Below are 15168 nucleotides of genomic sequence, written 5' to 3'. Positions count from 1 at the left end.
CGCCAACTCCTTTAGCCACAAATTTCCTATGTTCCTTTAATCATAAATGATTTTCATAAAGGTTAAAAGAGATGAATAGGGATTTTGTTTACTTTTCTTACAACATTTGAACAATTTCATAGAAAAAGAAGGGTAACGGTGCACCCTTCTTTTTAAAAATCATCATTTATCTTTCGTTTTGAACAAGCTTAACCATCATATTTGCGATCGCATGCTGTTCTTCTTGACTTGCTACATGCCATAGGTCAGCAAGCAGCTGTTCCTGCTCATTCTTTGCTTTCACTCCATCAGCAAGGTATCCGCCGATCTGATAAGCAACATCTGAGACAACTTCTTGAGAAAGTCCTTGCTGTTCGCCTTGGCTTAAGCGATCGTGCAAGAACCCTTTCCATGAATCAAAATTATCTAGTACAGACATCTATGTCCCTCCTTTATCAAGTCATCACCTATATGTTGTCTCGAAGGAAAGGACATTATGCATCGTTTTTTATTGCCAGGCTCCATCAATGGAAATTATTTGTCCGCTTATGTAAGAAGCCTCTGTTGAGTCTAAAAATGATATCAATGCCGCTACCTCTTCAGGCTGACCGGCTCTTCCCATAGGTATTTCATCAACTAACGTTTCTTCATCTTCATCAGATAGTCGTGCATTCATTTCAGTTGAAATATAGCCAGGCGCGACAGCATTCACCCGGACCCCACTCGGCCCTAATTCTTTCGCTAACCCCTTCACAAAGGCATTCAGTCCTCCTTTTACGGAAGAGTAAACGACTTCGCAAGATGCTCCAGATAAGCCAAATACAGACGACACCACGATAATGGAACCTTGCTTCTTTTGCACCATAGAAGAAATATAGTGCTTTGCAAGCTTAATGGATGATGTAAGATGAAGCTGAATCATGGCATCTATTTCATCACATGTCATATCCGTTAATAAACCAAAATAGCTGTTTCCGGCATTTAGAATGAGTGTATCTACTTCTTCTGCCTTAGCTGTCAAAATGGCTACCCCGTCTTTTTTTGCTAAATTCGATTGAACTGGTACAAGGTCCGCATAAGGATATTCCCCTTCCATTTCTTGTATCGAAACAGCATTCGTGTTGTAGTGAGCAAAAACGCGATCGCCTTTTTGCAAATAGTTCATCGTAATGGCTCTTCCAATCCCACCACTAGCTCCAGTAATCAAAACGTCTTTCACAAAACTCTTCCTCTCTTTTGAAACTGAAAACAGTTTAATCATCAGTGAAAAAGCACCCATCTGGGTGCTTTTTAGCTCTTCGGAACAACTTGACAAACAGTAAATGACTCTTCAGCGAAGTGACCTTTTATCGCTTCTTCAATGTCTTTCGCCGTAATCGATTCAAGCATAGGAACAACTTCAAATAAATCCATATCATTAAACCGATAGCGAGTAAACTGATTCGCAATAAATTCTGGAGAATTCAAGGCTCTTAAGAAGCTACCGATTTTTTTCTTTCTGATACGTTCTAGCTGATCGGTATTGACTGCTTCATTCTTAAATGATTGAATCATCTCATATAACCGATCTGCAAGTTCATCAGGTGAGCTTGTATTACTTCCCACGATCGAAAAACCGAACTTCTCTTCTTCCGTAAAATCATACGAAAAGCTCTGATCGATTAATCCTTCGTTGTATAACTTCTCATAATTCTCTGAGCTTTGACCAAACATTAAATCCAGCGCAAGATTAATGGACAGCTCATGCTTTAATAAGTCCTCTCCCTGGCGTCCTGGATTCGGTTCTTTAAATCCAACCAGGCATTTCGCCACTTGAACAGACATTGGGAGAACTTTCTTCTGCTCCGCTACTTTTTTCGGCTCTTTGTCAAAAAAGCGTTCGATTGGCGGCTGATCTTTATACGATTTGGATGCCTGATTTTTCTCTACAAATGACATGATTTCATTCGGCTCTACAGCACCGACAACAAATAACACCATGTTGGAAGGGTGATAGAACGTTTCATAGCACGTATATAGCGATTCTTTCGTAATTTTTGCGATTGAATCAATTGTTCCAGCTATATCAATTTTTACCGGATGGTGGTGAAACATATTTTCAATAACACCGAAATAAGCACGCCAGTCAGAATTGTCATTATACATTTCAATTTCCTGGCCGATAATGCCTTTTTCTTTTTCAACACTTTGATCACTAAAGTACGGATCTTGAACAAAGTTCACGAGGGTTTCAAGGTTCTGCATGACGTTCTGAGTAGTTGAAAACAAGTAAGCGGTTCTTGTAAACGAAGTAAATGCGTTCGAAGATGCCCCCTGCTTACTAAAGTCTTGAAACACATCACGATCTTCTTTTTCGAACATTTTGTGCTCCAGGAAGTGGGCAATACCATCTGGAACTTGCACATCCTCTGAGCCGTTTAATGGAACAAAATGATTGTCTACTGATCCGTACTTTGTCGTAAATGTGGCATACGTTTTGTTGAACCCCTTTTTAGGAAGAACGTAGACATCAAGACCATTGTCCATCGTTTGATGATAGAGCGTTTCTTGCAACTGATTAAATGGAATAGTTTTCATGATTAAGCCTCCTCGCCTTTTAAGAAATAAACGGTATCAAGCTTAACCTTATCTGCAACCGCTAAAATATCTTCTTTTGTCACAGCTTCCACTCCATCAAGCCACTCTTCGATTGTTCGGAGCTTTTGTGAAACGACACCGTGATAGAGAAGTTCGACCATACCCTTCGCATCATCGACCGTTTCTAGGAGCTGATTGCAAATCATTGTTTTCGTTTGCTTCATTTCGTCTTCGTTAAAATCTCCATCTCTCATCGCAGTAAGCTGTTCCTTAATGATATCAACCGTCTTCTTATAGTTTTTAAACTCAATGCCCGACATGACAATGATTAACCCTTTGTGACTTTCATAGCGAGAGGCCGCATAATAAGCAAGACTTTCCTTTTCACGAACATTGCGGAAAAGCTTGGAGTGAGAAAAGCCTCCAAACATACCGTTAAATACCTGAAGGGCAAAGTACTTATCATCCGCATAGCCAATACCAGAACGGAAGCCCATATGAAGTTTTCCTTGCTTTATTTCTTGCGTTTCAAGAATTTCTTTCTCTTCTACATCTAAGGACGCTTTTTCGGTTGTTTCGGACTTTCGATCCTGACGTGCATCAAACGGAAAAAGCTCTTTAACCACGTTTTCAGCATCCACGTCTTCTAAATTACCAACTAAATAGAGGTCAATTTCATCTTCTGCACAAACTTTTTTATAATAATCATAAAGAGACTGCGCCGTCACGCGGTCTACTTCTTCTTTTTCTCCGTAAATATGCAACCCAAAAGCCTCATTCGGGAACATCTCTTGTGTCAGTCTCATGTTCGAATAGCGCATTTTATCATCGTAAATGGATTGAATTCGCTGTTTCATCGTACGTTTTTCTTTATCAACAATGGAAGAATCGAAACGAGATCCATCCGTCTTCGGATTCATAATCACTTCTGAAAGTAAAGAAAGAGCTTTCTTAAATAAAGGCTCATCTTCTGAAAGAAATTTTTCATTCGCAAAATCCATACGGAACGTCATTACATGAAAATCACCCTTCTTGGCAAGATCCACACCTAACGTTGCACCATAGAGCTTCTCAAGTTCTGTGCGCACTGCTTTCGATGAAGGATAATTTTCTGTACCGCTTTGCAAGACATAAGGCAAAAGTGCCCGCTCTGTCACCGTCTCCTTCGTCAAACGCGCTTTAAATTGCACCACAACCGTCGTCGTTTTATATTTATCCGTCTGGATCCTATGTAGCGTCAAACCGCCGCACGAGGTTTTCTCATGAGGGATAATCGCCATTGACCTCACTCCTTTTTTAAATCCATTACCTACCATTAGAGGAAAGTAAAACTTACCCCCTTTATACCATAGTATGTGTCATAGTGTAAGCAATTAGTACTTTTTAAAAGAAAAGCGGAGACGAGCGTTTAGAAACGGAGATATTGGAGTTCTTGAACTAGAACACGCTTTTTGTGTTCTGGTGAAAGAGCGAAATATCGCAGTTTCTGCGAGTCACAGCTGGATCATGAAAAGCGGAAGTGGGCGTTTAGACACGGCAGGCACTGGAGCCCTATAATTTGAACACGGTCTTTGTGTTCGAGTTATAGGGTGAAGTGACCGAGTGTCTGCCCACTGCAGCTGGATCTCATAAAAAGCAAAGACGAGCGTTTAGAAACGGAGATATTGGAGCTCTTTAACTAGAACGCAGTTTTTAGAGTGTTATTTACTGTCTTTCCTATTCTCAAATCAAAAAGCCCTCCGTTTTCACGAAGAGCTTTTCTCTAAACGTTATCGCTTCCCTTTCTCATACGGTTGACCAATTGCTTTTGGCGCATCCGCTCGTCCAACAAGTCCTGCAAGGGCAAGAATCGTTAAGACGTAAGGAGAAATGAGAAGATATACTTCTGGAATTTCTTTTAATCCTGGAATTTGTTGACCAGTGATACTGAGCGATTGAGCAAGACCAAAGAATAACGCTGCTCCCATCGCCCCTAGTGGATGCCACTTTCCAAAGATCATCGCGGCCAGCGCCATAAAGCCCTGTCCAGAAATTGTTGCGTGACTGAAGTTACCTGCAATGGATGTTGCATAAACTGCACCACCAAGACCAGCAAAACCACCACTAAGCATAACCGCCACATACCGCATTTTCGTTACATTAATCCCCATCGTATCAGCAGCCATTGGATGCTCTCCTACTGAACGTAGACGAAGACCGAAAGGCGTTTTATAGAGAACCCACCATACGAGGAATGCGAGTGCTATAGCGATGTAAGATGTATAATAGGCACTCGAAAAAAACAGAGGTCCAATAAATGGGATGTCGCTTAGAAACGGCACATCCGTTTTATAAATACGTTCTTGAATAATCGGCGTTTGCCCTGCATCAAAGATTTTCTTCACAAGGAAGATGGCAAGACCAGCCGCAAGGAAGTTAAGGGCCACACCACTGACAACTTGATCGGCTCGAAACGAAATACTTGCGACCGCATGTAGCAAAGAAAACAGCATGCCGATAATAATCGCAACGACTAGTGAAAACCAGGGAGAAGCAGCACCCATCCCCCACTGTTCGCCAAGGATTGTAAACAATGCGCCTGTGAAAGCACCCATTAACATTAACCCTTCGAGACCGATGTTTACAACGCCTGATCGTTCACTGAATACTCCACCAAGAGCCGTGAAAATCAGGGGAGCTGCTGAAAAGATAGCGGCAGGAATAATGAGCTGAAGAATCTGCATAAAATCCATTAAATTTTCCCCCTTTTGCTCACCCTGTTGCTGATCCAGTGAATCAAGTAACTGGATGCGACAAAGAAAATAATCATCGCAATTACGATTTCAACTAGTTGTGTTGGCACCTGGGCAACAGACTGCATGTTAAGTGCCCCTATTTTCAGTCCACCAAACAAGGCGGAAGCAAGTACAACACCAAGCGCACCATTTGCTCCTAATAGCGCAACTGCGATTCCGTCAAAACCAACTCCAGTAAAGTCAGCCATAACGGTCATGTAACCGTATGTTCCAAGTCCTTCCATCGCCCCTGCCGCACCTGCAAAAGCACCTGAGATAACCATTGAAAGGACGATATTGCGTTGCACATTAATCCCCGCATATTCTGAAGCATATTTATTAAATCCAACCGACCGAAGTTCATATCCAGTCGTCGTCTTCCAAAGAAGGAACCACATAATAATAGCTCCAATAATCGCAACGACAAACCCATAGTGTAGGCGTGAAAAATCTGTAATGGATTCCAAAAAAGGTGATTGAAGTGATGCTGAAGCATTAATTTGATCTGTTCGTTCACCAGGAGCAAGTAAATACGTACGAATAATCGCATTAACGACATGAAGGGCAACATAGTTCATCATGATCGTTGTAATAACTTCATGAACTTGATACTTTGCTTTCAGAAAACCAGGTACAAAGGCCCAAATCGCACCAGCTAAAGCCGCTGCAATAATCGCAAGAGGAATATGAACGATAGGACTTAAACCTTCAAACTGAAGTCCTACATAAACGGATGCCAGCCAACCTACAAGTAGCTGTCCTTCTACACCAATATTAAATAGTCCCGTCCGGAAAGCGAACGCTACGGCTAATCCTGATAAGATAAGCGGTGTCATTTGCCTAATGGTTTCACCAATGACATACGTATTTGAGAAAATTCCGTTAAATAGTGCTGCATAAGCAACAATCGGATTATAGCCACTTACAAGCATAATCACTCCACCGACGAGTAACCCAAGAGCTACCGAAAGCAACGGTACAGTAATGCTCGCCCATTTCCCTTTTAATAACTTCATGTCGTCTCACCAGCCTTCTTGCGTTTTGCACCAGCCATTAAGAGACCTAGCTCTTGCTCTGTCGTTTCTTCCGGCCTTACAATAGCAACGATTTTCCCTTCATAGATCACAGCAATGCGATCACTGACATTCATAATCTCTTCTAGTTCAAAGGAGATTAATAGAACTGCTTTCCCTTTGTCACGCTCTTCAACTAATTTTGCATGAATGAACTCAATTGCCCCAACGTCTAGTCCGCGTGTTGGTTGAGCTGCAATTAATAAATTCGGACTCCGATCGATTTCACGTGCAATGATTGCTTTTTGCTGATTCCCACCTGAAAGAGCTCGAGCAGGAGTCATTTCACTAGGTGTGCGAACGTCATACTCTTTAATTAATGATTTTGCTTTATCCATAATTGAAGAAAAGTTTAAAATACCATTCCTTGAAAAAGGCCTTTTATAATAGGTCTGAAGAACCATATTTTCGCCAATCGAAAAATCTAAAACAAGCCCATGCTTATGCCTGTCTTGTGGAATATGTCCAATACCGCTTTCTGTAACGCGCCGCGGTTTCCAGTTTGTTACGTCTTTTCCATTCAGTTTAATGCTTCCTGACTTCGCTTTACGTAATCCCGTTATGGCTTCAATTAACTCAGACTGTCCGTTTCCATCTACACCTGCAATACCTACAATTTCGCCTGAACGAACGGATAAATTCATCCCATTAACGACCGGGACTTTTCTCGCATCTTCTACAACAAGGCTACTAATTTCAAGTGTTTCATTGGAAGGATTTGAAGGTGTTTTTTGAATCGAAAAGTTCACTTCTCGTCCCACCATCATGGATGCTAGTTCATCCTGATTCGTCTCCGCAACGTTTACTGTCCCGATCCCAACACCGCGACGGATAACTGTACAACGGTCGCTTACTTCCATAATTTCTTTTAATTTATGAGTGATTAGAATAATCGATTTCCCTTCTGAAATCAGCTTCTTCATAATCGTAATGAGCTCTTTAATTTCCTGTGGTGTTAATACAGCTGTTGGTTCATCAAATATCAAAATATCTGCGCCGCGATAGAGCGTTTTTAAAATTTCTACACGCTGCTGCATCCCTACGGAGATATCTTCAATTTTGGCATTCGGATCTACCGATAAACCATACTGTTTTGAGATTGCTTCCACATCTTTTGCGGCTTTCTTCACGTCAACTTGACCTTTTGCAGTCGGCTCATTCCCAAGGATAATGTTTTCTGTCACTGTGAATTTCTCAACAAGCATAAAGTGCTGGTGAACCATCCCAATTCCTAGCTCATTAGCCACGTTCGGATCGGTAATATTCACTTTTTTCCCCCGAACATGTATCTCGCCTTTCTCAGGTTGATAAAGACCAAACAGCACGTTCATTAATGTCGATTTTCCAGCGCCATTTTCTCCAAGAAGGGCATGGATTTCTCCTTTTCTTAGCTGAAGCGTAATATTGTCATTTGCAACAATACCAGGAAATTCTTTACGGATATTCCTCATTTCAATGACGTATTCCATGTAGATGCCACTCCCTTATCCAAACATGAAACAAAGGCTAGTCTATGAAAATACTAGCCTTCGTTCCGTATTTGGCTATAATGTAGGTGAGATTTCCAGTAGATCGAGCGCGTTTTCTACTAAAGAAAACGTGTTCCTCGACCTCTTATAGAGAGCTCTCGAATTTTTCGTACTCTTCGTCAGTGCTTGGCACTTCTAAATCGCCACTCTGGATTTTCTCTTTATACTCTTCTACTTTTTGTAGTGCTTCTTCAGAAACGTTTTCCTGAGATTCAGCAATTCCTACGCCATCTTCTTCAAGACCAAATTCTGTTACTTTTCCACCAGGGAAATTTCCATCCATTGTTTGTTTAGAGACTTCGATTACTGCGGTATCCACACGCTTAATCATCGAAGTAAGCGTTACGTTTTCAGGCATTCCTTCTTCATGCTGATCGCGGTCAACACCGATAACCCAAACCTTTTCACCATTTTTCGCACGGTTCTTCGCTTCAGTAAAGACGCCGTTACCTGTTCCACCAGCAGCATGATAAATGATATCTGCACCTTTATCATAAAGGGTAGCCGCAATTTGTTGACCCTTTTCAGCTGCGTTGAAATCATCCGCATACTGTGTAAAGATCTCAGCATCCGGGTTCACGGATTTCACGCCTGCTTTAAAGCCACTCTCAAACTTTTTAATTAATTCAGAGTCAACTCCACCAATGAAGCCTACTTTATTTGATTCAGACTGCATTCCTGCAATAACGCCTACGAGGAATGACCCTTGATGTTCTTTAAATGTGATGCTTGCCACGTTTTCCATCGGATCGCCATCTTCGTTTACCGCAACACTATCAACTAGAGCCAGTTGAGCGTCAGGTTTTTGTGCGGCAATTGTTTGAATGTCTTGCTGCATGAGAAACCCAATTCCAAAGACCAAGTTATAATCTTCACGGATTAAACCTGATAGGTTTGGTTGATAGTCACTAGCTGAAGTTGATTGGACGTATTTAAAGTCCTTGTCTTTCTCTAAGTCATTATCTTTACCAAACTGCTGAAGTCCTTCCCAAGCAGATTGGTTAAATGATTTATCATCTACACCGCCTGTATCGGTTACCATAGCTACTTTAAAATCAGTGCTCCCACCTTCACTACTTCCGCCGCCAGAACTTTCATTGTTCGCATCATTTGTCCCACAAGCAGATAAAAGCGTTCCAGCCGCTAAAACAGCTGACAACATAAAACCGTACTTCTTTTTCATCTTAATCCCCCTCAATTTTTTTAAACGCCGCCCGCTCTCTCTTCTCTCTATCGAGCTATGCTTTGTTTGGTTGCGTTTTCAAGGATCCCAAAAAAATATTATGAATGAATATGGGCCATGAAACACGCATGAAATATTTTTAAATAAATAGTCATATTTCGACAATAACTATACCATTTTCAAGGAGATAAGGAAATAGTTTTTTGAAAAAAAGCTCGATTACCAATATTTTAAATGGTAGCATTTCTCACATCATAAGGCTTTTTACTTTACTTTTTGCATTTCAATATAAATAAAGAAGAAGCGCAATCAGCTAGATTGCGCTTCTTCTTCCTTACTTACGAGGACTTCTCTTGGTTTACTGCCTTCATATGGCCCAACCACCCCTCGAGCTTCCATTGCATCAATCAGCCGGGCTGCTCGAGTATAACCGATTCGAAATCTTCTTTGTAACATCGAAACCGATGCCGTTTGCATTTCTGTGATGAGTTGAACAGCATCACCGTACAAATCATCATCCACTTCAGGCTGTGCCTCTTCAGGCTTATCTGTTGGAATCATTTCTTCCTGATACTGCGCTTTTTGTTGAGCAATGACAAAGTCAACGAGTTCTTCGACTTCTTCATCTGATAAAAAGGCACCCTGTACACGTTTTGGTTTATTGGCACCAACAGGAAGGAAGAGCATATCTCCTTTTCCTAGTAGCTTCTCAGCACCTCCCATGTCAAGAATCGTGCGAGAATCCGTCATCGAAGAAACACTAAACGCAATACGAGACGGAATATTTGCTTTAATGACACCTGTTATAACGTCAACAGACGGGCGTTGCGTTGCGATAATTAAATGAATGCCCGCTGCACGCGCCATTTGGGCAAGTCGTGTAATCGCATCTTCTACATCACTTGATGCGACCATCATTAAATCAGCTAGCTCATCAACAATGACAACAATGTACGGAAGTGAAGGCTGCTTCGCTTCCGACGTTTCATTATGGCGCTTAATATGATTGTTATAGCCTTCAATATTTCGCGTGCCTGTATGAGAGAATAGCTCATACCGACGTTCCATTTCATTCACGACTTTTTTTAGTGCTTGAGAAGCTTTCTTCGGATCCGTCACTACAGGGGCAAGAAGATGAGGGATCCCATTATAGACATTAAGCTCTACCATCTTAGGATCAATCATCATCATCTTCACTTCGTGTGGTTTAGCTTTCATCATGATACTTGCGATAATGCCATTGATACATACACTTTTCCCACTACCTGTTGCACCTGCGACAAGGAGATGGGGCATTTTTGATAAATCAGATACAACAGCTTCACCAGAAATATCGCGTCCAAAGCCAATTGCAACTTTGGAAGCATGGGACTGGTACTCCTTCGATTCGAGTACTTCTCTCAGCGTCACCATCGCCACTTCTGAATTTGGCACTTCAATTCCGATCGCCGATTTGCCTGGAATTGGCGCCTCAATTCGAAGATCTCGTGCGGCAAGCGCAAGAGCAAGGTCATCCGTTAGATTCACGATTTTACTAACCTTTACCCCAGTATCTGGATAAACCTCATATTTTGTTACAGCTGGTCCAAGATGAACTTTCATTACCTTTGCTTTCACGCCAAAACTTTCAAATGTTTTCTCTAATTTACGTGCGTTGGCTGAAATCTGCTGTCTCTCATTATCCTGTGAGACCTTTTTTGGTGCCTGAAGTAATGACAAAGATGGAAGGTGATAATCTTTGTTTTCCAATTCGCCTACAGTTAGGGACTGAATAGGTGTGCCATCCGCTGTTTCCTGATTTGATTCACTACTTTTTCTTTCCACCGCTTCTTTCTCTGCAGGTGGTTCTGAGTGAGTTGGATAAGCACTTTCTGTAAACGTTCGAATTTCAGGTTCAAATGGGGTTTCTTCTTCCCCTTGATCCTGAGGAGGTGTAGACACCTCATATGTTTCCTCCTGGTTCATCGATGCCTCTTGTTCTCTTAATGCCGCACGCTGTTCTTTCTTCTCTCTTCTAGCGCTTTTACTTTCAGATAAAAGGGCTTTTGCTTCATCGTAGGTGTTTAATACGAAGTTTTTCACCCAATCAAGAGCTTTACCAAGAACATCGCTGAATGACTTTCCTGTAATGAGAACAAACGAAAGTAAAATCATGAGAAACGCCATAAGCTGCGTTCCAGTTGCATCAAAAAGCCTGTAACAAAAAGCAAAGAGAAGCGCGCCGATCATCCCCCCGCCAAGCGGGCTAGATTCTGATGGATCGCTAACATCCATTCGGAAGAGTTCGTATGTATTGGCAATAACCGATGGACTATCCCATTGCCCTTCTCGAGACAGCGTTTCGAATAAACCAACGTGACTTAACAATAAAAAGGACGTGCCAAGCAAGTAAAAGCCAGCCAATCTTCTTGACCAGAATGACGGGAGCTTTCGCTTTACAATTAAATAACCTGCGAACAGAACAAGACCTGCTATAATCAGGCCGTACCATTCTCCTGCAAAAAATCGAAACATATGGTAAATGGCTCGTCCAACAACACCCATCTTCAAAACGCCCAAAACGGTAAATGCTAGAACGGTTAAACCGATAAATTCAATTTTGACCTGAGATTGCCAGGCGGCCTGTTTCTTTGTTGCTTTTTTTCTTTTTCGTTTTGCCATTTCCTCACCTCTATACAAGCCATAGCTGGTGAAAAAAGCAGCCATTTCCGGCTGCTTTTTGTTCACCAATCTATTCCTAGTATACCACATCTTCCCGTGGTCCTATAGGCTCTATTTCAGTGGAGAAGTCGATAACGTTAACATTTGTCCTGGCTGAGTGGCATCATTTAAATAGTCTTGTGGATCTGTGCTCAGCACCTGAACGACGCGACACTCGGTAAGCGACGTTCGCTCAACAAGTAGCTGTACGCCATTCCATTCAATGATCTTTTGTTGGTCATATACACTTTGATCAACAGGAAAGACCGCTTCGTTTGGAAGAATGGTATAAAGAATCATTGGACAATGTCACCTTCTTGTTTGCCTTTGTATTCGTCAATTAGTTCATTTAGCTTTTTCATCGCTGGTCCTACGGCACCAACCTCATCAATTAAACCGTAGCTGACTGCGTCATCTCCTACCACGTTCGTTCCAATATCTCTCGTCAAATTTCCTCGTGAAAACATGAGCTCTTTAAATTTTTCTTCTGTAATATTCGAATGCCTTGTGACAAAGCTCACAACTCGCTCTTGCATCTTATCCAAGTACTCAAATGTCTGTGGCACGCCGATCACCAATCCAGTTAAGCGGACGGGATGAATGGTCATCGTAGCTGTCTCGGCAACAAAAGAATAGTTCGCCGCCACGGCGATCGGAACCCCTATTGAATGGCCACCTCCAAGCACAATTGATACAGACGGTTTTGAGAGGGACGCGATCATTTCAGAAATGGCGAGTCCTGCTTCAACATCGCCTCCAACTGTATTAAGTAAAATGAGCACACCTTCAATTTTCGGGTTTTGCTCAATTGCCACAATTTGCGGGATGAGATGCTCATATTTCGTTGTTTTATTTTGAGGCGGTAGCTGCACATGCCCTTCAATTTGACCGATGATCGTTAAACAATGAATATTTGAGTGGTCCATGCTTGGAACGTTTGTTTGTCCAAGTTGCTGAATTTTATCCACAAGTGTTGATTTTGATTGATCATCTTTTTTCGGATCGTCTTGACCTGGGTTTTCATTACGATACTCACTGTTCATACTGGTACCCCTTCCTTACTCTGGTACTAGTAGTATGAACGAGAGATTATTTTACCATTCATCAGATCAGTCATTGAACACAAGATCGTTCGAATTGCTTCAACGGACAAATAGCCAAAAACGTCAAAAACGGACGCGGCTGCGTCCGTTTCAAACCGTTATTGATTTAGTGCTGCCGCTAGTGATGAGCGTTCTTCAGCTGAAAGAGGAACCATTGGCAAACGAACGCTTCCAACGTCCATTCCTTTTAGTTGAAGCGCTGTTTTCACTGGAGATGGGCTTGGTGCTTTAAAGAGCTCATTCATAATTGGTAAGATTCTTTGGTGGATGGCTGCTGCTTTCTTCACTTCTCCCGATTCATAGGCAGAAATCATTTGTTGCATTTCATTGCCAAGAACGTGTGAAGCTACCGAAATAACGCCATCTCCGCCAATTGATAAAATCGGTAATGTTAAACCATCGTCACCGCTATAAACAGAAAAAGATTCTTCTGTCCGGGTAATAATTTCAGTGATTTGATCTAAGTCACCGCTCGCTTCTTTAACTGAGACAATGTTGCTAATTTGCGAAAGCTCAACAATTGTATCTGCAGTCATGTTAACTACCGAGCGACCAGGAATGTTATAAATCATTACTGGAAGCTTCGTTGACTCAGCGATGGCTTTGTAATGCTCATAAAGACCTTTTTGCCCAGGTTTACTGTAGTAAGGAGCTACGATCATAATCGCATCTACACCTGAAGCTTCTGCTTTTTTTGTTAATTCAATAGACGCGTGTGTGTTATTACTACCTGTTCCTGCAATAATAGGTACTCTACCATCTGCCACTTTCACAGAATGCTTAAAGAGCGCTACTTTCTCTTCTGAAGAAAGAGTTGGTGATTCCCCTGTTGTACCTGCGACAACAAGTCCATCTGTTCCATTATTGATTAAATAGTTAATCAATTGCTCTGTTTTTGCAAAATCAATGTATCCTTTACGGTCAAATGGCGTCACCATTGCCGTAAGTACTTTTCCAAAATTCATCTCGTTCACTCCTTGCCTTTCACTTAAAGCTGATCCATTATCTGTTCCACTTCTTGCCCTGGCTCCAGATGAAGGTTAAATGTTTCATGTAATGCGTTTACAGCCGCCGAAAGATCACGCTGTCTTACGAGTACCCATATGGTTGTGTGGGAATCAGCTGATTGGAGAATATCAATGTTTTCTACTGCTAATGATTCTACAATCTTTGCCGTTACGCCAGGCACACCACTCATGCCAGCACCAACCGCTGAAACTTTCGCACAATTTTCGATCACTTCTGGCTTATAGCCCATTTCATGTAGCGTTGCCACGGCGCGCTCCGTCATTTCTTCCATAACAGTGTACACTACTCCAGTTAAGCTAATATTGATGAAGTCTACGCTAATGCCTTCAAGAGCCATTGCTTTAAATACGCGTGATTGTAAGTCGTATTGCCCTTCTTTTGCGTATACTTTAATTTGCGTTACGCCGCTCACATGTGCAATACCCGTTATTAGTCGATCGATAACTTGTTCACCTGTTGGCTTACCAGTCGCAGAGGTGACAAGTGTCCCTGTTGACGAGGAATACGTTGAGCGAATTCTAAGCGGAATTTTAGCCTGCATGGCAATTTCAACAGCGCGGGGATGAATGACCTTCGCCCCCTGATAGGCCATATTGCAAACTTCGTTATAAGTAACAATGGAAAGAGGCCGGGCTTTTTCTACGATCCTAGGATCAGCCGTCATAATGCCTTCAACATCAGTAAAGATATCGACCCATTCAGCTGAAAGTGCTGCACCAAGGGCCGCTGCTGATGTGTCACTGCCGCCACGACCAAGAGTTGTCACATCTCCGTCTTTTGTAACACCCTGGAAGCCTGTAACGACAACAACGTCAATCAATTTTAACTCTTCCATTAACCGTTCAGATTTCATTTCTAAAATTCTTGCTTTGCTATGCTCAGCCGTTGTCATAAAGCCAGCCTGACCACCGGTATACGCCGTTGCTTTTAAACCTTCGTTTAAAAGCAGATTCGAGAATACAACAGAAGAGATGCTTTCGCCACATGACACTAACAAATCATACTCTCTTGATGTTACTTTTCGATCACGGTCGCCAATGAGGCCAAGAAGCGTGTCGGTTGCATAAGGATCTCCTTTACGACCCATTGCGGAAACAACGACAACCACTTTATATCCATCGTTCACTGCGTCTTTAATATGATTAACAGCTCTCAGTCTGCAGTCTTCACTTTTTAATGAAGTACCGCCAAACTTCTGCACGATGACTTTCATTCAGAACA

Annotated in this window: 13 protein-coding genes; all 13 read right to left on the bottom strand. The window is 42.0% G+C overall.

Annotation, left to right across the window (positions count from 1 at the left end; translation table 11 throughout):
* Positions 1–166: 166 nt before the first annotated feature.
* The 13 genes from PQ511_RS02925 to dapG all read right to left on the bottom strand — a co-directional run bounded on the left by PQ511_RS02925 (position 167) and on the right by dapG (position 15160).
* Positions 167–418, bottom strand: coding sequence for a DUF3243 domain-containing protein (locus PQ511_RS02925; protein ID WP_226658272.1), 252 nt, complete (start codon positions 416–418; stop codon positions 167–169).
* Positions 419–487: 69 nt separating this feature from the next.
* On the bottom strand, positions 488–1198 hold the full coding sequence (gene ymfI / locus PQ511_RS02920) for an elongation factor P 5-aminopentanone reductase (protein WP_273850426.1): 711 nt from the start codon (positions 1196–1198) through the stop codon (positions 488–490).
* A 71-nt stretch (positions 1199–1269) separates the two neighbouring features.
* Positions 1270–2556, bottom strand: coding sequence for an EF-P 5-aminopentanol modification-associated protein YfmH (yfmH, locus tag PQ511_RS02915; RefSeq protein WP_273850425.1), 1287 nt, complete (start codon positions 2554–2556; stop codon positions 1270–1272).
* Between the two features lie 2 nt (positions 2557–2558).
* A complete protein-coding gene (yfmF, locus tag PQ511_RS02910) occupies positions 2559–3836 on the bottom strand; it encodes an EF-P 5-aminopentanol modification-associated protein YfmF (protein WP_273850424.1) in 1278 nt (425 codons plus the stop codon).
* 489 nt (positions 3837–4325) lie between these two features.
* Entirely contained in the window at positions 4326–5288 is a 963-nt protein-coding gene (locus PQ511_RS02905; RefSeq protein ID WP_226658276.1) for an ABC transporter permease, read from the bottom strand.
* Positions 5288–6346 (bottom strand): ABC transporter permease, encoded by a 1059-nt coding sequence (locus PQ511_RS02900; RefSeq protein ID WP_273850423.1) that lies wholly within the window; start codon positions 6344–6346, stop codon positions 5288–5290. Before PQ511_RS02900 ends, PQ511_RS02905 begins: the two co-directional genes overlap by 1 nt.
* A complete protein-coding gene (locus PQ511_RS02895) occupies positions 6343–7872 on the bottom strand; it encodes an ABC transporter ATP-binding protein (protein ID WP_273850422.1) in 1530 nt (509 codons plus the stop codon). Before PQ511_RS02895 ends, PQ511_RS02900 begins: the two co-directional genes overlap by 4 nt.
* Positions 7873–8017: 145 nt before the next feature.
* A complete protein-coding gene (locus PQ511_RS02890; protein ID WP_273850421.1) occupies positions 8018–9115 on the bottom strand; it encodes a BMP family lipoprotein in 1098 nt (365 codons plus the stop codon).
* A 309-nt stretch (positions 9116–9424) separates the two neighbouring features.
* Positions 9425–11776: a DNA translocase FtsK gene (locus PQ511_RS02885; RefSeq protein WP_273850420.1), complete on the bottom strand. Its 2352-nt coding sequence runs from the start codon at positions 11774–11776 to the stop codon at positions 9425–9427.
* A gap of 111 nt (positions 11777–11887) precedes the next feature.
* Positions 11888–12115, bottom strand: coding sequence for a YlzJ-like family protein (locus PQ511_RS02880; protein WP_273850419.1), 228 nt, complete (start codon positions 12113–12115; stop codon positions 11888–11890).
* Positions 12112–12858, bottom strand: a complete 747-nt coding sequence (locus PQ511_RS02875; RefSeq protein ID WP_273850418.1) for a ClpP family protease — start codon at positions 12856–12858, stop codon at positions 12112–12114. Before PQ511_RS02875 ends, PQ511_RS02880 begins: the two co-directional genes overlap by 4 nt.
* Positions 12859–13016: 158 nt before the next feature.
* A complete protein-coding gene (dapA, locus tag PQ511_RS02870; RefSeq protein WP_273850417.1) occupies positions 13017–13883 on the bottom strand; it encodes a 4-hydroxy-tetrahydrodipicolinate synthase in 867 nt (288 codons plus the stop codon).
* A 23-nt stretch (positions 13884–13906) separates the two neighbouring features.
* Positions 13907–15160, bottom strand: a complete 1254-nt coding sequence (gene dapG, locus PQ511_RS02865; protein WP_273850416.1) for an aspartate kinase — start codon at positions 15158–15160, stop codon at positions 13907–13909.
* Positions 15161–15168: the final 8 nt, after the last annotated feature.

The organism is Guptibacillus spartinae (genome assembly GCF_028610625.1).
Classification (GTDB): domain Bacteria; phylum Bacillota; class Bacilli; order Bacillales; family Guptibacillaceae; genus Guptibacillus; species Guptibacillus spartinae.
This window is presented reverse-complemented; position numbering and strand designations above follow the sequence as displayed.

Excerpts from the sequence above, each read along its gene's own strand:
- PQ511_RS02925 (WP_226658272.1), bottom strand. The coding sequence starts at position 418 with ATGTCTGTACTAGATAATTTTGATTCATGGAAAGGGTTCTTGCACGAT.
- yfmH (WP_273850425.1), bottom strand. The coding sequence starts at position 2,556 with ATGAAAACTATTCCATTTAATCAGTTGCAAGAAACGCTCTATCATCAA.
- yfmF (WP_273850424.1), bottom strand. The coding sequence starts at position 3,836 with ATGGCGATTATCCCTCATGAGAAAACCTCGTGCGGCGGTTTGACGCTA.
- PQ511_RS02905 (WP_226658276.1), bottom strand. The coding sequence starts at position 5,288 with ATGGATTTTATGCAGATTCTTCAGCTCATTATTCCTGCCGCTATCTTT.
- PQ511_RS02900 (WP_273850423.1), bottom strand. The coding sequence starts at position 6,346 with ATGAAGTTATTAAAAGGGAAATGGGCGAGCATTACTGTACCGTTGCTT.
- PQ511_RS02895 (WP_273850422.1), bottom strand. The coding sequence starts at position 7,872 with ATGGAATACGTCATTGAAATGAGGAATATCCGTAAAGAATTTCCTGGT.
- PQ511_RS02890 (WP_273850421.1), bottom strand. The coding sequence starts at position 9,115 with ATGAAAAAGAAGTACGGTTTTATGTTGTCAGCTGTTTTAGCGGCTGGA.
- PQ511_RS02885 (WP_273850420.1), bottom strand. The coding sequence starts at position 11,776 with ATGGCAAAACGAAAAAGAAAAAAAGCAACAAAGAAACAGGCCGCCTGG.
- PQ511_RS02880 (WP_273850419.1), bottom strand. The coding sequence starts at position 12,115 with ATGATTCTTTATACCATTCTTCCAAACGAAGCGGTCTTTCCTGTTGAT.
- PQ511_RS02875 (WP_273850418.1), bottom strand. The coding sequence starts at position 12,858 with ATGAACAGTGAGTATCGTAATGAAAACCCAGGTCAAGACGATCCGAAA.
- dapA (WP_273850417.1), bottom strand. The coding sequence starts at position 13,883 with ATGAATTTTGGAAAAGTACTTACGGCAATGGTGACGCCATTTGACCGT.
- dapG (WP_273850416.1), bottom strand. The coding sequence starts at position 15,160 with ATGAAAGTCATCGTGCAGAAGTTTGGCGGTACTTCATTAAAAAGTGAA.